The following is a 16,824-nucleotide window of genomic DNA, read 5'->3' on the forward strand; positions in this document are numbered from 1 at the left end:
GCTGCGACCGAACCACCGATGGGAGTGGCTCATGACCTGGGATCAGGTGACGATCTTCGTCATCCTCGCCCTGGCCCTGGTCATGTTCGCCTGGGGGAAGTGGCGCTACGACCTCGTCGCAGTGCTCGCCCTGCTGGCGGTGACTATCACCGGGTTGGTCGAGACCGAGGCTGCGTTCCTGGGGTTCGGCCATCCCGCCGTGGTCACCGTGGTGGCCGTCCTGGTGGTGAGCAAGGGGCTGGAGCAGTCGGGCCTGGTCGATCTGGTGAGCCGCAGGCTCATCTCCCTCGGCGACCGGGGCACCCTCCAGTTCTTTCTGCTGATCTCGATGGTGACGGTCACTTCCGCCTTCATCAACAACGTGGGGTCTCTCGCCTTGTTCCTTCCGGTGGCGCTGAGGGTGAGCCGGGAGACCGGGCGATCGCCATCCCGGCTGTTGATGCCGATGGCTTTCGCCTCCCTCCTGGGTGGTCTGACCACACTGATCGGCACTCCGCCGAACATCATCATCGCCACCTTCCGCAAGGATGTGGCCGGCACTCCTTTCGGCATGTTCGACTTCTCCGCAGTTGGAGTACCCGTGGCACTTGTGGGCCTGCTGGTGGTGTTCTTCCTCGCCGGGCGACTCGTTCCCGAGCGTCGCAGCGGATCCGAGCCCGGAACCCTGTTCGAGGTGGCGATGTACCTCACCGAACTGCGGATTCCGGACAGTTCCGAGGCCACCGGCATGCTTCTCGGTCGGTTGCTCGAAGGCTCGGACGCTGTGGTGGTCGGCCTGGTGCGCGATGGGCACACGGTCACCGAGGTCGCCATGTTCACCCGGCTGGCAGCCGACGACATCCTCATCGTCGAAGGCGACCCGGCGGCGATCGAAAGACTGCTCGAGAGGTTCGGTCTGGTGCTGGTCGGACGTGGCGCCGGCGAGGAGTCGAACATCGGGGACCTCAAGCTGTTCGAGGCCGTGGTCCCCCCGGCGGCTCACATCGTCGGCCGGACAGCCACCAGCATGCGGCTGCGCGGGCGTTACGGGGTGAACCTCCTCGGCGTCGCCCGTGCCGAGGAGCGAATCCACAAGCGGCTGGCGCAGGTGGAGTTCGCCGTGGGCGACGTGCTCCTCATCCAAGGTCCGGATCAGGCGGTGCGATCGGCGGTGGCCGATCTCGGCCTCCTCATGCTCGCCGAGCGGGAGCTGACCCTGGGACGGAGCCGTCGGGTGGTGCTCGGGGCGGGGATCTTCGCCGCCGCCGTGGCGGCCACCTCGACGGGGCTGCTTCCGGTCGAGGTCGCCTTCTCCGCCGCCGCCGCGGCGATGGTGCTGACGCGCCTGATCACCCTCGACGCCGCCTACCGGGCGGTGGACCTCCCGATCGTGGTGCTCCTGGGAGCCATGTTGCCGGTGGGGGCTGCGCTGGAAACGACGGGTGCCGCCGACCTGGTCGCAGAGTGGGTGGTCGGGGTCGCCGAGTTCTCCTCTCCCGAGGTGGTGGTGGTCCTCCTCATGGTGGTGGTGATGTTCCTCTCCGACGTGATCAACAACGCGGCGGCGGCGGTGCTGGTCGCACCGATAGCAATCCATGTGGCGACGGCGATGGAGGTGTCCGCCGACCCGATGCTGATGGCGGTGGCGATCGGTGCTTCGATGTCGCTGCTGACGCCGATCGGACACCAGTCCAACCTTCTGGTCATGGCACCCGGTGGCTATCGATTCGGTGACTACTGGCGTCTGGGGATCGTCGTCGAGGCGGCGGTGGTGGCCACGGCGACCGTCATGATCCTGAGGGTGTGGCCGCTCGCGGCGTGAGATTCAGGTGATGGCGAAGATGAGACCTGCGATCGCCACCAGGACGGTGACGATCCCCACGAGCACGGGTCCAATCGTCGAGGACTGATAGCTGTTGTCATCCAGCTGATGGTTGACACGAAGGAAGCGTGATGTGGAGGCGATGGCCGCCACGGCACCGAGGACGATGAGCGCCAGCCCCAGGATCTCGGCAGCGACCCCCTCGCTCTCGACCAGCTCGACGGTGAGGATGCCCAGGCCGACGAAGGCCAGAGCGGTTCTCATCCAGGACAGGAAGGTTCGCTCGTTGGCGAGGTGATCCCGTGCCAGGCTACCCACGTTCTCGCGCGGCACCCCCCGGGTGATGTATCTCTTGATGCGCACACCGAGACCCTACCGGGCCCACATCGTCAGTCCCGTGGTCGGTGCGCCGACGGCAGCATCGGCTGAGCCGAAGACGCCGGCGCCGCCCCGGCAGGTCTCAGCCGAAGCGGTAGCCCACCGAGCGGACGGTGGCGATCCACGAGGCCCGCTCCTCGCCCAGTTTCGAGCGAAGCCGTCGCACGTGCACGTCGACTGTGCGGGCTCCGCCGTAGTAGTCATATCCCCACACCCGGTTGAGTAGTTGCTCCCGGGTCCAGACGCGGCCGGTGTTGGTGACGAAGAACCGGAGCAGCTCGTACTCCATGAAGGTGAGGTCGATCGGCACCCCGCCGACTGCCGCCTGGTAGGTGGCCAGGTTGAGGGTGAGGTCCTTGAAGGTCACCACTTCCTCGGCCGCAGAGCCGGTGGAACCCAGGGCCAGCCGAGCGGCGCGCACCCGCACCTCGTCGGCGTCGAGCGGTCCGAGGACGAAGTCGTCGAAGGGTGCATCTGCGAGATCGAGAGTCTGCGAGCGAGCGGCCACCACGAGCACGGGAGCCGGGCAGCCCTCTGCGACCCGTCGGGCGAAGGCAAGGCCATTGGTGGGACGCTCTCCCAGTTCCACCACCACCAGGCCCCACCCCCCCTCGGGTTCCGAGTCGGTGATCGCCGACACCTCGGACACCGACACGGTGGTGAAGCCGGCAGCGCGCAGCGCCGCCACCAATGCCGGCGACGGCTCTTCGGGATGGATGGCTGCGAACATCGGGTGCCCGTCCTCGGTGTGCACCCTCAGAGTATCGGCAGATACTCCTCGAGCTCGAACTTGCTCACATGGCGCTGATAGCGGTCCCACTCGGCTCGCTTGTTGCGCAGGAACCACTCGAAGAGGTGCTCGCCGAGAGCCTCGGCGACCAGCTCCGATCTCTCCATGACGTCGAGGGCTCCGGCCAGGGTCTCGGGGATGCGCTCCACCCCGTTGGCCGTCAGTTCGTCGGCGGTGAGGGCGGAGACGTCGGAGGCGACTTCGGGGGGAAGGTCGTATCCGTTCTCGATCCCTGCCAGGCCGGCGGCGAGGATCACCGAGAACGCCAGATACGGATTGCATGCCGGGTCGGGCGAGCGGTACTCGACGCGGGTCGAGGTCGGCTTCCCCTTCTTGGGCGTCGGAATGCGCACCAGGGCGGACTGGTTGTTGCGGGCCCAGGTGATCCACACCGGGGCGTCGAAGCCGGTGACGAGACGCTTGTAGGAGTTGACCCACTGGTTGGTGACCGCCGTGATCTCCTGCCCATGACGCAACAGCCCGGCGATGAACCCCCGTGCCGCCTTGGAGAGCCCGTACTCGGCACCGCTCTCGTGGAAGGCGTTGCGGTCGCCTTCGAACAGCGACAGGTTGAGGTGGAGGCCGCTTCCGTCGAACTCCTGCAGTGGCTTGGGCATGAAGGTGGCGTAGATGCCGTGCTCCAGGGCCACCTCCTTGATGGCGAGGCGGGTGGTCATCAGGGCATCGGCCATGCTCAGGGCGTCGGTGTAGCGCAGGTCGATCTCGTGCTGGCTGGGTGCGACCTCGTGATGGGACGCCTCGACCGGGATCCCGAAGCTCTCCAGCGCCATGATGGTTCGGCGCCGGTACTCCTGGGCGACATCGAGCGGAGTGAGGTCGAAGTAGCCGCCCCGGTCGAGGGTCTTGGGGTCGGGGCCGGAGTCGGCGAAGTAGAAGTACTCGACCTCGGGGCCGACGTGGAACGAGTAGCCGAGGTCCGAGGCGCGCTTCAGGTTGCGCTTCAGCACCGACCTCGGATCACCCTCGAACGGCTCGCCGTCGGGAGTGGTCAGGTCGCAGAACATGCGGGCGACGCCGGCATGGTCGTCCCGCCAGGGGAGGATCTGAAAGGTGGTGGCGTCCGGGTGGGCCAGCATGTCGGCTTCCTGCACCCGGGAGAACCCGTCGATCGCCGAGCCGTCGAACTGCATCCCCTCGGCGAATGCGGTCTCCAGCTCCACGGGGGTGATGGCGAACGACTTGAGGTACCCGAGGACGTCGGTGAACCAGAGGCGGATGAAGCGGATGCCTCGTTCCTCCACCGTGCGCAGCACGTACTCCTGCTGTTTGGCCATGGTCGTTCCTCCGGCGGGGCATGGTACGGACAAGGCGGCCCGGTGAGAAGAGGCCGCGGCGCCCGGAAACAGAGCGTTAACAATCCGGCAACTGCGCCGTAACCGCCCGTGGGTAGAAACGGTGCGACCGTTGAGATGTCGATTGGAGGAACCCATGGCCGGAGCCAAGGACGTAGTGCGGCGGCTCGCCGACGGCGATTACGAGTTCGTCGATCTCAGGTTCTGCGACCTGCCCGGACAGGTGCAGCACTTCACGGTCCCCGCCTCGGAGGTCGACGAGGACGCCTTCGTGGAGGGCTTCGGCTTCGACGGCTCCTCCATCCGTGGGTTTCAGGAGATCCAGGAGTCCGACATGCTCCTGATCCCCGACCCCGACACCGCCGTGGACGACGCGTTTCGCGATCGGCGCACCCTGATCCTCTACTGCTGGGTGCGCGATCCGGTCACCGGCCAGCCCTATGACAAGGATCCCCGCTACGTGGCCGCCAAGGCCGAGGCCTACCTCAAGGCGACCGGCCTCGCCGACGTCTCCTACTGGGGCCCTGAGGCCGAGTTCTACATCTTCGACTCGGCCCGGTACCACCAGGATCAGAACTCGGCGTTCTACGAGGTCGACTCGGTGGAGGGGGCCTGGAACTCGGGCGTCGACGAGGAGGGGGGCAACCTGGCGTACAAGCCCCGCTACAAGGAGGGGTACTTCCCGGTGCCTCCCACCGACCACTTCCAGGATCTGCGGTCCGAGATGTCGGCGCGGTTGAAGGAGGCCGGGATCCATGTCGAGGTGCAGCACCACGAGGTGGGGACCGCCGGCCAGGCCGAGATCGACATCCGCTACGGCCCGCTGCTGCAGACCGCCGACAAGGTGACCCTGTTCAAGTACATCGTGAAGAACACCGCCTGGCAGCACGGCAAGACGGTGACCTTCATGCCCAAGCCGATCTTCCAGGACAACGGCTCGGGTATGCACACCCATCAGAGCCTTTGGCTGGACGGCAAGCCGCTGTTCTACGACGAGAAGGGCTACGCCGGTCTCTCCGACATGGCCCGGTACTACATCGGAGGGCTTCTCCACCACGCTCCGGCCTTGCTGGCGCTGGCGGCGCCGACCACGAACTCCTACCGGCGGCTGGTGCCGGGGTACGAGGCCCCGGTGAACCTGGTGTACAGCCAGCGCAACCGGTCGGCGGCGATCCGGATCCCGGTGTACAGCCGCAAGCCGGCACTGAAGCGGCTCGAGTTCCGCTGCCCCGACCCATCCTGCAACCCGTACCTGGCCTTCGCCGCCATGCTGATGGCAGGCCTGGACGGGATCGCCAACAAGATGGACCCGGGGGCGCCTGTGGACAAGGACCTCTACGACCTTCCTCCCGAGGAGATGGCAAGGGTTCCGATGGTTCCGGGGTCGCTGGAGGACGCCCTCGACGCCCTCGAAGCGGACCACGACTTCCTGCTGGTGGGCGACGTGTTCACCGAGGAGCTGATCGAGGACTGGATCGCCTACAAGCGGCGCCATGAGCTCGACGCCGTCCGGCTCCGCCCCCACCCCTGGGAGTTCATGCTCTACTACGACTGCTGAGGCCGGCTGCGGTCGAGCGGCGGCGTTAGCCTCCCCTGCGAGCACCCGCCCCGGGGCGCGGAGGTGACCTTTGCGGATTCCCATCTCGCTGCTGCTGGCGATTTCTGCCTTCGGGGTGGCCCTGGTGGCCACGCCGCTGGTGATGGTCCTGGCCCGACGGATCGGGGCTGTGGATCGACCCGGCCCGCGGCGGGTGCACACCAAGCCCATCCCCACGGCGGGCGGCCTGGCGGCGGCGATCGCCGTGCTCGGCGTCGCCTGGGGGGCGCGGTTGGTGTCGGAGCGGATCCGTGAACTCGACACCCGGCCCCTCATCGGGCTGACGCTCGCCGCCGTGGTGATCCTGATCCTGGGCCTGGTCGACGACGTGAAGGGGGTGCGGCCCTGGTGGAAGATCGCCGGGGTGGTCGCGGCGGCGGTGGTGCTGTACGCCTACGGCTACGGGATTCCCCTGATCTCCAACCCGTTCGGCGATGCGATCGGTTCCGGCGTGTTCAACCTGCCGCTGACGATCGGCTGGGTTCTGGTGGTGGTGAACGCCATCAACCTGATCGATGGGCTCGACGGACTGGCCACCGGGGTGGTGCTGATCGCCTCGTCGGCGATGTGGTTCGCCGGGCGTACCAACGGCGACCTCTACGTGATGTTTCTCACCGCCTTGGTGATCGGGGCCACTGCCGGGTTCCTGCGCTTCAACTTCCCCCCCGCCCGGGTGTTCATGGGTGACACCGGCAGCCAGTTCCTCGGTCTGGTGCTGGCGGCGGTGGCGCTGCTGGAGAACCAGAAGGGGACGGCCGCGGTCACCCTGCTCTTCCCACTGGTCGCCTTCGCCGTTCCGGTGGCCGACTCGGTGATCGCCTTCCTCAGACGCGCCTTCGGCGGTGGGTCGGTGTTTCGCGCCGATGCCGAGCACATCCACCATCGGCTGCTGCGCTTGGGCCTGTCCCAGAAGCACGTCGTGTTCGCACTGTGGTTCCTGAGTGCCTACTGCGCCGTCATGGCCGTGATCCTGGCCACACTGGAGCCGGGGCTGGCCGTGGTGCTCGCATTGTTCCTGGGCGTGGGGATCTTCTTCGCCTTCAAGGCGCTCGACTTCCTCGATCGGCAGCTCTCGGGCGGTTCCCGGACAACTCGAGCGGATTGACCGGGAGGGCCTAGCCCTCGGTCGTGCTGCTGCTGCTGGTGTCCCCGCCGGTCGTGCTGGTGGTCGAGGAGTCGACGGTGCCGCCCTGAGCGACGATTCGGAGGTCGGCGATGGCGTCGAGCACCTGCTGCACCTCGACCTTGAACTCCTCCACGGCGGCACGCCGCTGGGTGCCATCGTCGGGGGCCTCCAACCCGAGGACGATGTCCCCCACCTTGGCCGACAGGTCGGACACCTGGACGATCAGGTCGACGTGGGCCTGAGCCAGGAGGGTGGGCACGCCGGCCACTTCGGTCACCGTGTTCTCCCACTCGTCCAACTGGGTCTGCAGCTCGAGGAACCTCGTGCGAGCCTGGGCGTAGGTGAGCCCGGTGTTGATCCGGTCCTCCCAGTCGGTGTTCACCTGGAGGACCTGGTCGCGGTATGCGGTCGCCTGGTTCTCGAACACGTCGACGGTGGCCATGAAGGCTGCGATGTCCGCCGGCAGCGTCGTGGTGGAGCTGGCGGAGTCGGTCGGGAACGGAGGCTCGGCATCGGTCGTGCCCGTCGGATCCGTTGCCGGTTCCAGCGAGTTCACGAAGGTGTAGGTGAGGATCACCATGGCCGCGATGATCAGCGGCAGGATCCATCGACCGTGTCTCGGGTCTTCGATCACCATTTCCGGGGAAACGGTAGTCGCCAGTCGGGCATGCACCGCGTAGCGGCGGGCTGGCTAGCGTGACATCCATGGAGCTGCAGGGTGTCACCGCACTGGTCACCGGGGCCGGTCGTCGGGTCGGTAGGGCCATCGCACTGGGGCTCGCCGGCGCCGGCGCCAACCTGGTGGTCCACTACAACCGCTCCGCCGACGAGGCGGAGGAGGTGGCCGGCGAGATCCGCAGCCTGGGGGTGGAGGCGACCACCGTAGGCGGCGATCTCGGCGGCGAGGCGGCGGCGGTGATGGCGGGCGCAGGCCCGCTGGCACCGGTGCGGGTGCTGGTGAACAGCGCCGCATCGTTCCCTGACGACACGCTCATGGACGTGGATCGAGACGGATGGGACCGGACCTTGGCGGTGAACCTGACCGGTCCCGTGTTCCTCACCCAGGCGTTCGCCGCTGCACTGCCTTCCGACGCCGAGGGGGCGGTGGTCAACATCACCGACTGGCGGACCTCTCGGCCTTATCGGGATCACTTCTCCTACACGGTGGCCAAGGGGGCGCTGGACACCTTCACCCTGGCTGCGGCAGAGGCGCTCGCCCCCCGCATCCGGGTGAACGCCGTCGCCCTGGGTGCCATCCTGCCTCCCCCCGGGCGCGACTCGGCCTACCTCAGGGAACTGGCCCGGGAGATCCCGGTGCAGCGGGTGGGGGGCACCGAGCCGGTGGTGGCGGCGGTGCTGGCGCTGCTCGCCAACGACTTCATCACCGGGGAGATCCTGCGGGTCGATGGCGGGGCACATCTCAGGTAGCCCGGTGTTGCACGGGCGCCCCCGGTAGCCTCGTCGCCATGGACCGTATCGTGATCCGGGACCTGCTGGTGCGCGGCATCGTGGGGATCAACCCGGAGGAGCGCAAGAACCGCCAGGACATCGTGGTCAACCTGACCATGTGGGCCGACATCGCCGACGCCGCCCGCAGCGACGACATCGCCGACGCGGTCAACTACCGGACGGTGGCGAAGCGGATCCTGGAGCACGTCGAGCAGGGATCGCCGATGCTGGTGGAACGTCTCGCCTCGGAGATCGCCGGGATCTGCTTCGACATGGACGAACGGGTGGCCGAGGTGGAGGTGTCGGTGGAGAAGCCGGGCGCCCTGCGCTTCGCCCGCTCGGTGGGGGTGGTGTTGCGCCGGGAGCGTCCCCAATGACGCGGGCCGTGATCGCCCTGGGGAGCAACGTGGACCCGGACCGCAATCTGCCGGTGGCGCTGGCACGGCTCCGGCATCGCCGCGACCTAGTGGTCCTGGACCAGAGTCCCTGCTACCGCTCCGAGGCGGTGGGGAGTGACGGTCCCGACTTCATGAACGCCGCAGCCCTGGTGGAGACTCCGCTCGATCCGGTGCAGCTGCGTTCGGTGCTGCGCTCAATCGAGGCGGAGATGGGCCGGGAGCGCACCGAGGATCGCAACGCCCCCCGTCCCATCGACCTCGACATCGTCCTCTACGAGGGGTTCGAGGGGGAGATCGAGGGCACCGAGATCCCTGATCCCGACTTGGCCACCCTGGCCCATGTGGCGGTGCCGGCCGCCGATGTCGCTCCCGACTGGGAATACCCGGGGCCGGGTTCGACCTTGAAAGCCATCTCGGAGAGGTTCCGTCGAGAGATCGAGGTGTGCATGACAACCGGGATCGTCCGCATCAACGGCCGCTACGCCACCGAGCAGGGGATGGAGGCGACCTCCAACGAGGTCTACGACCCCGAGATGGAGGAGATCGTCGGCCGGATGCTGATCCAGCTCGGCGAGGACCCGGAGCGCGAGGGCCTGGTGCGCACCCCGTTGCGGGTGGCCAAGGCCATGGACTTCCTCACCAGCGGCTACGTCGGGTCCCTGGAGGAGGTGGTGAACAACGCCATCTTCGAGAGCGACTCCGACGAGATGGTCCTGGTCAAGGACGTCGAGTTCTACTCGCTGTGCGAGCACCACATGCTGCCGTTCTTCGGCAGGGCGCACGTCGCCTACATGCCGAACAAGCGGATCATCGGGCTGAGCAAGATCGCCCGGATCGTGGACCTGTTCGCCCGGCGCCTGCAGGTTCAGGAGCGTCTCACCAATCAGGTGGCCGACGCCATCGAGGAGGTGCTCGACCCCCATGGTGTGGCGGTGGTGATGGAGGGGAGCCACTTCTGCATGATGATGCGCGGTGTCCAGAAGCAGGGTTCTTCGATGGTGACCTCGGCGATGCGGGGCGGGTTCAAGACCAACCCGCTGTCGCGTTCGGAGTTCATGGGCCTGATCAAGGCCTGATCATCGACCCCCTTGAGGGTGGTCTCGTGGGGCGATAGGTTCCGCATACAGCCACGCCCCTGACGGGGCTCGGCGCTTCCCTGGACCGTGCGGTCCGCCGTCGCCCCCGTGGGCCCGAGTCACCGGGGAGCCGCATGCCGGGTATCGACGTCGACGAGCGCGAGGACATGGAGCACGTTCCCTGGGCCGATCTGATGGCCCAGGTGGAGCCGGAGGATCGGCGTCGCAAGGCGCTGTATCAGGCCGCCGGGTTTCTGGGGGCGCTGGTGGTGGGGGTGATCGTGGCCCGTTCCTGGTGGGCGGCCCCGGTGCCGCCGGTTCCGATCGCCCCGGGGACCACGATCGTGCCTGCCGAGGGGTCGGGGGGCACCACGCCGACCCTTCCCCTGTACAGCGAGGCGGACCTGATGGCCGACCCGCCCGACCCCTCAGCCCGGGCCGCCATCACCAGGGCCGAGTGGTTCGTCACCGACTTCTTCACTGCGGATCTGGAACCTTCGGGGTCGGCGGAGGTGCGTGCCGCCCTGCCGGGCTGGGTGACCGCCGATCTGGCCCAGGAGGGGTCGGACTCGGTGTCCTACGTGGAGTGGGCGAGGGCGTTTCGCGTCGAGGAGGCAGGTGGGGGCCTGTACCGGGTGGCGGTGGCGTTCCGTGCGTTGGGGGCACCTCCGGATCGGGGGTTCACCCGTCTTCCGGTGCGGGCTGTGGAGGTGCTGGTGGCCGTGGGTGAGGACGGGGGCACCACGGTGGTCGACCTGCCCGAGCCGGTGGCGTTGCCGCCGGGCCCGGAGCCGGAGGAGCCGGGTTGGGTGGAGGGGTCCCCTCCGCAGTCGGTGGTGGATGCGGTGTCGGCCAGGGCTTCGGTGTGGGGGAGCGAGCCGCGGATCCTGTCGGCGGTGCATCTCGATGGCGATTGGCGGGTGGTGGTGTCGGTGGCCGACGCCGTGGGCCTGCGCTGGCCGCTGGCGATGCGGGTGGCCGAGGGGTGAGGCCCTCACACGAACAGCTGCACGTCGGCATCGGCGGCGAAGTCGAGGAAGGCGGCCGCACCTGCGATCTCGCACCCCGGGATCAGGTCCTCCGCCTCGACCCCCATCACCCCCATGGTCGTGGCGCAGGCGAAGAAGCGAACCCCGAGGCCCTGGGCCATCTCGATGAACTCGGGTACCTGCGGCATCCGGGACCGCCGCATCCACCGCTTGAGCATCCCGGTGGCGCCGGCCGTGGCCCCGGGGAGCGCTCCGAGAAGGGTCGGTACCCGGATGGGGCCCGCCGGGTTCCCCACCGCAGCCGCCTTCAGCCGGCGATGCCGCTTGGCGTGCAGGATGTCGAGGCCGTGGAAGGTGAAGTACACCCCTGCCTCCCATCCCATGCTGGCGGCCGTGGTGGCCAGGATCAGCGGGGGGTAGGCCTGGTCGAGGGTGCCCTTCGACGCCACCAGGGCTATCCGTCTGCGACCGACCGGGCCGCCTTCGCCTGCGGGCTGGTCGACCATCACGCAGCCCCCTTCTCGATGCGGAACACCTGGGTGTCGCCCCGGTCCTCCGCCGAGACCAGGCGGTCGCCGCGCTGTCGCGCCATCGCCGGGATGTCCTCGAGGGCCCCGGGGTCGGTGGTGATCAGCTCCAGCACCTCGCCGGGGCTCATCCGGCCGAGCGCCAGTCCCGCCTTGTACACCGGCAGCGGGCACAGCAGCCCGGAGGCGTCCAGGGTCGTGGTTTCGGTCATGCCTCTCTCTCCTCTCATGCGGGGAGACCCTCGTCGCCGAGGAGCTCCGCGAAGTAGCTCGTGTACTTGAGGCCGGAGTCGGGGGAGACCCCGACGGCCACCCCCTTGCCGGCCACCCGGGTGGCGGCATGGACGATCGCCCCGGTGGACGGCCCCACCATCAGCCCCTGCTCCCGCCACAGGCGCAAGGTGGTGGAGTAGGCGGCCTCGTCGTCGACCAGGATCACCTCGTCGACCAGGCTGCGGTCCAGGATCCCGGGCTCGCTCGCCTCGGCGAAGCTCTTCAGCCCGGGGAGCCGGTGACCCTTCTGCGGCTCTATGGCCACCACCCGGATCGATGGGTCCTGCTCCTTCAGGTACCGCCCCACCCCGGTGATGGTCCCGCAGGTTCCGAAGCCGGCCAGGAACACCCGCACCTCGCCTTCGGTCTGCCGCCAGATCTCCGGGCCGGTGGTCTCGTAGTGGGCGCGCACGTTGTCCGGGTTCTCGTACTGGTTGGGCATGGCGAAACGGGTCCCGCCCTCGGATGCGGCCAGTGACCTGGCCAGGGCGATCGCCCCGTCCTTGGGATGGTCGACCGGGCACAGGTCGTCGGGCGTGGCCCACACCTCGGCGCCGAGCATCCGCAGCATGATCTGCTTCTCCATCGGCACCCCGTCGGGGATGGTCACCGTCAGGCGGATTCCCCGCCGCGCCGCCAGGGCGGCCAGAGCGATGGCGGTGTTGCCCGAGGACGGCTCCACCAGCTCCCGACCCGCCAGCTCGCCACGCTCCTCCATCCCCCGGAGCATGTAGGCGGCGGTGCGGTCCTTGATCGATCCGAACGGGCTCATCCACTCCAGCTTGAGGTGCAGGTCGAGCGTCGCGTCGATCGGCACCCGCACCAGGGGCGTCGGCTCGTCCCGGCCGGGGAGCAGATCCTCGATCGTCTCGTATCTTCGGACCGTTCGGTCCGTTCCCAACGCCGTGGTGGTGGTCATGTACTTCCTCTCCAGAAAAGAAAAAACCCGCTCCGGTTGCCCGGTGCGGGTTGGATTCGGCTCTGTCGTCCCGTTCTAGGTGGACACGCCCTTCCGCCCGTCACCGGGGTGGCAACAGGCGCAACAGCAGACGGCTGCGGTGAGGTTCGGCATGTTCACGGAGGGCAACTGTAGGGGGTGCCGGCGCGTGGTCAAGGGGGATTCCTGGTGGCGGGCTAGCCTCGCCGCGGTGCGCCGCTCACCCGAAGGTGGTTTCGAGGATTCCCGTCACCTCGGGCACGATCTCGTCCCAGAACGCCTCGGGCATCTTGGAGACGGTCACGAAGTCGGCAGTCATGAACACCGAGGCGACGCCGGGCACGGAGAGCAGCGGTCCGGCCACGGGGTCGTCCGACTGTCCGACGAACGACCTGGGGGCGTCGAACATGGTGCCCACGGTGAACTTGAGGGCGTTCGGGTTGGGCGTCTGGCTGATGATCACCGGCATGGTGTGTCTCCCGGGGTGGGCCGGGGCATCGTAGTGGCGGGCCGATGCCGGTAGGGGTCGACGTCGGCGGCACCTTCACCGACGTCGCCTTCTGGGACGGCGAGACCCTGATCGCCGCCAAGGTCCCGACCACCCCCGACCAGTCCGAAGGGGTGATGTCGGGGATCGCTGTCGCCGGTGCCACCGGCGCCGCACTCATCCATGGCACCACGGCGGCGACCAACGCCGTCCTCGAGCGGGCCGGGGCCAGGGTGGCGTTCGTCGCCGACGAGGGTTTCGAAAACCTGATCGAGATCGGCCGGCAGGATCGCCCGTCGCTTTACGACACGGCGGTCACCCGACCCGAGCCGCTGGTCCCGGCGCAGATGCGCTTCGGTGCCCCCGGCCGGGCGGCGGCGGACGATCCCGGTGTCGTCGGCGACCTCGACGCCCTGGTGGAGGCGGTTCGGGAGGCCGGACCGGAGGCGGTCGCAGTGTCGCTGCTGTTCGGCTTCGCCCACCCCCAGCGGGAGCGCCGGGTGGCCGAGGCCCTCCGGGAGGCACTGGGGGAGGTTCCGGTTTCGCTTTCCTCCGATGTCGCCCCGGAGGTCCGGGAGTTCGAACGCGCCTCGACGACCATCCTCAACTCCTACGTGGCCCCGGCGACGTGGCGCTATCTGCGGCGGCTCGCCGATCTGGTGACGGCGGCCGGCGCCACTGCGGAGCCGATGGTGATGCGCAGCAGCGGCGGGCTGATCGGCATGGCGGAGGCGTCCCGCCTGCCCGCTTCGATCCTGCTCTCTGGACCCGCCGGCGGTGTGGTGGCGGCTGCGGCCCTGGGCGATGCGCTCGGCCTGGGGACCCTGATCTCGTTCGACATGGGCGGCACTTCCACCGACGTGTGCCGTATCGAAGGTGGCCGGCCCGGGGTCGCCTACCGGCGGGCCATGGCCGGGTACGCCTGCACGCTGCCCTCGGTGGCCATCCACACCGTCGGCGCCGGTGGCGGGAGCATCGGGTGGATCGACCCCGGCGGCGCACTCAGGGTGGGGCCGGCGAGCGCCGGGGCCGATCCGGGACCTGCGGCTTACGGGCGGGGCGGCACCCTGCCGACCGTGACCGACGCCGACCTCCGGATCGGGCGCCTGGGAGCGGGCACCAGGCTCGCCGGAACCCTCGCCCTCGACGCCGCTGCCGCCACCCGGTCGCTGGATGCCGTGGGCGGGCTGCTCGGGATCGGCGCTTTGGAAGTGGCAGCGGGGATGGTCGAGGTGGTCGAAGCCCACATGGAGCGCGCCGTGCGCCGGGTGTCGGTGGAGGAGGGCGCCGATCCGAGAGGTGCCTCGCTGATGGCATTCGGTGGCGCCGGCGGGCTGCACGCCACCGCCCTGGCACGCCGGCTCGGCATGGGGTCGGTTGTGATCCCGCCGCACGCCGGGGTGTTCTCGGCACTCGGCCTGCTTCTCGCCCCGCCCCGAGTGGATCTGTCGCGCAGCGTGGTTCTCGACGGGATGGCCGGACTCGATCAGGCGTTGGGCGAGATCGCCGACGCCGCCCGGAGAGCGCTGCCGTGCGCCCGGGTGGAGGCGTACGTCGACCTCCGCTACCGGGGGCAGTCGCACGAGACGACCGTGGTGGCTTCGCTCGGGGAGAGCCGGGAGGCACTCCTCGAACGCTTCCATGAGGCGCATCAGCGGCTCAACGGATTCTCGATGCCCGGTGAGCCGGTGGAGGTGGTGACGGTGCGGGCGGAGGCGACCGGCACCCCGGCCCTCGACTGGGAGCGGATCCCTCCCCCGGTTCCCGAGGGTGAGGCGGCCGCCGGGTGGCGGACGGTGCTGCTGGACGGATCATCGGTGGAGGCGTCGGTGTGGCGCCGTCCGGGGCTCCGTCCGGGTGACGCCGTGGTCGGCCCGGCGGTCGTGGAGGAGGCCGGCGCCACCACCTTCCTCGGTGAAGGGGAGCGGGCGGTGGTCCACGAGTCGGGCGCCCTCGTCGTGGAGTTGCGATGAGGGTGGACGCCGTGACCCTCGAGGTGGCCCGGCATCGGTTTGCAGCCGTCGCCGAGGAGATGGGGGGCGTGCTGCGCCGCACCGCCCATTCGCCGAACATCAAGGAGCGTGCCGACTGCTCGGCGGCGGTGTTCGTCGCTTCCGGGGAGATGCTCGCCCAGGCGGAGCACATCCCGGTGCATCTCGGGTCGATGCCGGCGTCGGTGGCGGCGGTGATCGACCGATTCGGACCCGACGCCGAGCCGGGCGTCCAGTTCGCCGTCAACGATCCGTTCCACGGGGGCACTCACCTGAACGACCTGACGCTGGTGCGTCCAGTCCATGCCGGCTCCAGGCTGGTGGGCTGGGTGGCCAACCGGGCCCATCACGCCGACGTGGGCGGCGAGGCGCCGGGTTCGATGCCCGCCCATGCCACGCGGTTGGAGCAGGAGGGCCACGTGGTGGCCCCGACCGTGGCGGTGGTCGACGGCCGCTGGGATCGGTCCTTCCTCGACGGCTTCCTCGGGGCCACCCGCACCCCGAAGGAGAGAGAGGGCGATCTCGCCGCCCAGATGGGGGCCAACGAGACCGGCGCGGTGCGCCTCCTGGAGGCGTTTCGCAGCCAGGGCCGGGGCTTCGAGAAGGTGACCGAGGCTCTGCTCGACTACGGCGAGGCTCGCATGCGGTCCGCTCTCACCAGCCTCCCCGACGGGTCGTTCCGGTTCGAGGACTGGATGGAGATGGGCGACGACGATCTGCCGGTGGGGGTCGAGGTGACAATCGAGGGCGACACGCTGACGGCCGACTTCGCCGGTTCGGCGCCGCAGGTGGCGGGGAACCTGAACGCCGTGGAGGCGGTGACCCGCTCCTGCCTGTACTACGCGGTGCGGGTGGTCGCCGACCCGTCGATCCCGGCGAACGGCGGCTGCTACCGACCGCTACGCCTGGTCGCCCCGGCGGGGAGCATCGTGGCGGCGACACCGCCGGTGGCGGTGGCGGCGGGGAACGTGGAGACCAGTCAGCGGATCGCCGACGTGCTCCTCGGCGCCCTGGCCGCCGCCGCCCCCGATCGGGTTCACGCCGCCTCCCAAGGGACGATGAACAACGTGCTCGTCGGCGCCGGGGCGACGGTCTACTACGAGACGATCGCCGGCGGCGAGGGGGGCGGTCCCAGGAGGCCGGGACAGTCGGGGATCCACACCGGGATGACCAACACCCAGAACACCCCGATCGAGTCGCTGGAGACCCACTACCCCTTCAGGGTGAGTCGCTTCGGGCTGCGTCGCGGTTCGGGAGGCGAGGGCCTGCATCCGGGTGGCGAGGGTGTGGTGCGCGAGATCGAGTTCCTGGAGCCGGCCACGGTGTCGCTGATGGGGGAGCGGCGCCGGCACCGTCCCTGGGGTCTCGCAGGTGGCGGTCCCGGGGCGACGGGTGAGGACTGGCTGGTTCGCCGGGATGGGAGGCGGGAGCGACTACCCGGGAAGGTCACCTTCGAGGCGGCTTCTGGGGAACGCCTGCTGGTGCTCACGCCGGGCGGCGGAGGCTGGGGCAGACGCGGATGATCCCCGGCGAGCCGGGGATCATCCGTTGTGGGGTGCCGGCCAGCCCCTGGGCGTACGTCAGCCGGCTTGGTTGTGAGACGGTGGGAAGCTCTGGATCCCCCCACCGTCGTTGCTAGCCGCATCCCCGACAGGGCCGGGGGCGGAATCCTTGGGGGCTAGTGACCGGGAC

Annotated in this window: 17 protein-coding genes and 1 pseudogene; 10 read left to right on the forward strand and 8 right to left on the reverse strand. The window is 69.2% G+C overall.

The annotated features are described in order from the left end of the window. The first annotated feature begins 31 nt into the window (after nucleotides 1–31). On the forward strand, nucleotides 32–1,801 hold the full coding sequence (locus QY307_07830) for an SLC13 family permease (GenBank protein ID WKZ81994.1): 1,770 nt from the start codon (nucleotides 32–34) through the stop codon (nucleotides 1,799–1,801). 3 nt (nucleotides 1,802–1,804) lie between these two features. Here QY307_07830 and QY307_07835 read toward each other — a convergent pair whose 3' ends face one another. The 3 genes from QY307_07835 to QY307_07845 form a co-directional block, all read right to left on the reverse strand. Next, complete coding sequence (locus tag QY307_07835; GenBank protein WKZ81995.1) at nucleotides 1,805–2,164, reverse strand: DUF202 domain-containing protein; 360 nt, start codon at nucleotides 2,162–2,164, stop codon at nucleotides 1,805–1,807. Between the two features lie 97 nt (nucleotides 2,165–2,261). After that, nucleotides 2,262–2,909: a response regulator transcription factor gene (locus QY307_07840; GenBank protein ID WKZ81996.1), complete on the reverse strand. Its 648-nt coding sequence runs from the start codon at nucleotides 2,907–2,909 to the stop codon at nucleotides 2,262–2,264. Between the two features lie 26 nt (nucleotides 2,910–2,935). Then, the gene (locus QY307_07845) at nucleotides 2,936–4,264 is read right to left on the reverse strand and encodes a glutamine synthetase family protein (GenBank protein ID WKZ81997.1); all 1,329 of its coding nucleotides are present in this window, start codon (nucleotides 4,262–4,264) and stop codon (nucleotides 2,936–2,938) included. A gap of 154 nt (nucleotides 4,265–4,418) precedes the next feature. Between QY307_07845 and glnA the strand changes: the two genes are divergently transcribed. Together glnA and QY307_07855 are read left to right on the forward strand one after the other, a co-directional pair. Further along, on the forward strand, nucleotides 4,419–5,840 hold the full coding sequence (gene glnA, locus QY307_07850) for a type I glutamate--ammonia ligase (GenBank protein WKZ81998.1): 1,422 nt from the start codon (nucleotides 4,419–4,421) through the stop codon (nucleotides 5,838–5,840). A gap of 70 nt (nucleotides 5,841–5,910) precedes the next feature. Next, the gene (locus QY307_07855; GenBank protein ID WKZ81999.1) at nucleotides 5,911–6,984 is read left to right on the forward strand and encodes an MraY family glycosyltransferase; all 1,074 of its coding nucleotides are present in this window, start codon (nucleotides 5,911–5,913) and stop codon (nucleotides 6,982–6,984) included. Nucleotides 6,985–6,994: 10 nt separating this feature from the next. On the opposite strand, the gene QY307_07860 is transcribed toward QY307_07855, so the two are convergent. Beyond that, the gene (locus QY307_07860) at nucleotides 6,995–7,642 is read right to left on the reverse strand and encodes a hypothetical protein (GenBank protein ID WKZ82000.1); all 648 of its coding nucleotides are present in this window, start codon (nucleotides 7,640–7,642) and stop codon (nucleotides 6,995–6,997) included. Between the two features lie 68 nt (nucleotides 7,643–7,710). Here QY307_07860 and QY307_07865 point away from each other — a divergent pair, with 68 nt between their 5' ends. The 5 genes and pseudogenes from QY307_07865 to QY307_07885 all read left to right on the forward strand — a co-directional run bounded on the left by QY307_07865 (nucleotide 7,711) and on the right by QY307_07885 (nucleotide 10,917). Then, the gene (locus QY307_07865; GenBank protein ID WKZ82001.1) at nucleotides 7,711–8,433 is read left to right on the forward strand and encodes an SDR family oxidoreductase; all 723 of its coding nucleotides are present in this window, start codon (nucleotides 7,711–7,713) and stop codon (nucleotides 8,431–8,433) included. Nucleotides 8,434–8,471: 38 nt separating this feature from the next. After that, nucleotides 8,472–8,831: a dihydroneopterin aldolase gene (folB, locus tag QY307_07870; protein ID WKZ82002.1), complete on the forward strand. Its 360-nt coding sequence runs from the start codon at nucleotides 8,472–8,474 to the stop codon at nucleotides 8,829–8,831. Beyond that, nucleotides 8,828–9,163: pseudogene (gene folK, locus QY307_07875) on the forward strand (2-amino-4-hydroxy-6-hydroxymethyldihydropteridine diphosphokinase). Before folB ends, folK begins: the two are co-directional and overlap by 4 nt. Before the next feature lie 186 nt (nucleotides 9,164–9,349). Continuing rightward, complete coding sequence (gene folE / locus QY307_07880; GenBank protein ID WKZ83779.1) at nucleotides 9,350–9,928, forward strand: GTP cyclohydrolase I FolE; 579 nt, start codon at nucleotides 9,350–9,352, stop codon at nucleotides 9,926–9,928. Between the two features lie 134 nt (nucleotides 9,929–10,062). Beyond that, the gene (locus QY307_07885) at nucleotides 10,063–10,917 is read left to right on the forward strand and encodes a hypothetical protein (GenBank protein ID WKZ82003.1); all 855 of its coding nucleotides are present in this window, start codon (nucleotides 10,063–10,065) and stop codon (nucleotides 10,915–10,917) included. Between the two features lie 5 nt (nucleotides 10,918–10,922). Here the strand turns inward: QY307_07885 and QY307_07890 are convergent, their stop codons facing one another. The 4 genes from QY307_07890 to QY307_07905 form a co-directional block, all read right to left on the reverse strand. Next, on the reverse strand, nucleotides 10,923–11,423 hold the full coding sequence (locus QY307_07890; protein WKZ82004.1) for a DsrE/DsrF/DrsH-like family protein: 501 nt from the start codon (nucleotides 11,421–11,423) through the stop codon (nucleotides 10,923–10,925). Continuing rightward, on the reverse strand, nucleotides 11,423–11,656 hold the full coding sequence (locus tag QY307_07895; protein WKZ82005.1) for a sulfurtransferase TusA family protein: 234 nt from the start codon (nucleotides 11,654–11,656) through the stop codon (nucleotides 11,423–11,425). Before QY307_07895 ends, QY307_07890 begins: the two co-directional genes overlap by 1 nt. 14 nt (nucleotides 11,657–11,670) lie before the next feature. Next, nucleotides 11,671–12,636, reverse strand: coding sequence for a cysteine synthase family protein (locus QY307_07900; protein ID WKZ82006.1), 966 nt, complete (start codon nucleotides 12,634–12,636; stop codon nucleotides 11,671–11,673). Between the two features lie 238 nt (nucleotides 12,637–12,874). Beyond that, on the reverse strand, nucleotides 12,875–13,123 hold the full coding sequence (locus QY307_07905; protein WKZ82007.1) for a NifU N-terminal domain-containing protein: 249 nt from the start codon (nucleotides 13,121–13,123) through the stop codon (nucleotides 12,875–12,877). Nucleotides 13,124–13,167: 44 nt separating this feature from the next. Here QY307_07905 and QY307_07910 point away from each other — a divergent pair, with 44 nt between their 5' ends. Continuing rightward, on the forward strand, nucleotides 13,168–15,114 hold the full coding sequence (locus tag QY307_07910) for a hydantoinase/oxoprolinase family protein (protein ID WKZ82008.1): 1,947 nt from the start codon (nucleotides 13,168–13,170) through the stop codon (nucleotides 15,112–15,114). Then, nucleotides 15,111–16,655 carry a hydantoinase B/oxoprolinase family protein gene (locus QY307_07915; protein ID WKZ82009.1) on the forward strand — a complete coding sequence of 515 codons (1,545 nt, stop codon included), beginning with the start codon at nucleotides 15,111–15,113 and terminating at the stop codon, nucleotides 16,653–16,655. The genes QY307_07910 and QY307_07915 overlap by 4 nt, the downstream gene beginning before the upstream one ends. Nucleotides 16,656–16,824: the final 169 nt, after the last annotated feature.

It is taken from the genome of Acidimicrobiia bacterium, from assembly GCA_030584185.1.
GTDB lineage: Bacteria > Actinomycetota > Acidimicrobiia > Spongiisociales > UBA11373.

Bases quoted from the DNA above. Each gene is read 5' to 3' on its own strand.
- QY307_07890 (WKZ82004.1), bottom strand. From the start codon at position 11,423: ATGGTCGACCAGCCCGCAGGCGAAGGCGGCCCGGTCGGTCGCAGACGG.
- QY307_07885 (WKZ82003.1), top strand. From the start codon at position 10,063: ATGCCGGGTATCGACGTCGACGAGCGCGAGGACATGGAGCACGTTCCC.
- QY307_07910 (WKZ82008.1), top strand. From the start codon at position 13,168: ATGCCGGTAGGGGTCGACGTCGGCGGCACCTTCACCGACGTCGCCTTC.
- QY307_07915 (WKZ82009.1), top strand. From the start codon at position 15,111: ATGAGGGTGGACGCCGTGACCCTCGAGGTGGCCCGGCATCGGTTTGCA.
- QY307_07840 (WKZ81996.1), bottom strand. From the start codon at position 2,909: ATGTTCGCAGCCATCCATCCCGAAGAGCCGTCGCCGGCATTGGTGGCG.
- QY307_07900 (WKZ82006.1), bottom strand. From the start codon at position 12,636: ATGACCACCACCACGGCGTTGGGAACGGACCGAACGGTCCGAAGATAC.
- QY307_07895 (WKZ82005.1), bottom strand. From the start codon at position 11,656: ATGACCGAAACCACGACCCTGGACGCCTCCGGGCTGCTGTGCCCGCTG.
- QY307_07860 (WKZ82000.1), bottom strand. From the start codon at position 7,642: ATGGTGATCGAAGACCCGAGACACGGTCGATGGATCCTGCCGCTGATC.
- QY307_07865 (WKZ82001.1), top strand. From the start codon at position 7,711: ATGGAGCTGCAGGGTGTCACCGCACTGGTCACCGGGGCCGGTCGTCGG.
- folB (WKZ82002.1), top strand. From the start codon at position 8,472: ATGGACCGTATCGTGATCCGGGACCTGCTGGTGCGCGGCATCGTGGGG.
- QY307_07845 (WKZ81997.1), bottom strand. From the start codon at position 4,264: ATGGCCAAACAGCAGGAGTACGTGCTGCGCACGGTGGAGGAACGAGGC.
- QY307_07905 (WKZ82007.1), bottom strand. From the start codon at position 13,123: ATGCCGGTGATCATCAGCCAGACGCCCAACCCGAACGCCCTCAAGTTC.
- QY307_07830 (WKZ81994.1), top strand. From the start codon at position 32: ATGACCTGGGATCAGGTGACGATCTTCGTCATCCTCGCCCTGGCCCTG.
- glnA (WKZ81998.1), top strand. From the start codon at position 4,419: ATGGCCGGAGCCAAGGACGTAGTGCGGCGGCTCGCCGACGGCGATTAC.
- folE (WKZ83779.1), top strand. From the start codon at position 9,350: ATGGAGGCGACCTCCAACGAGGTCTACGACCCCGAGATGGAGGAGATC.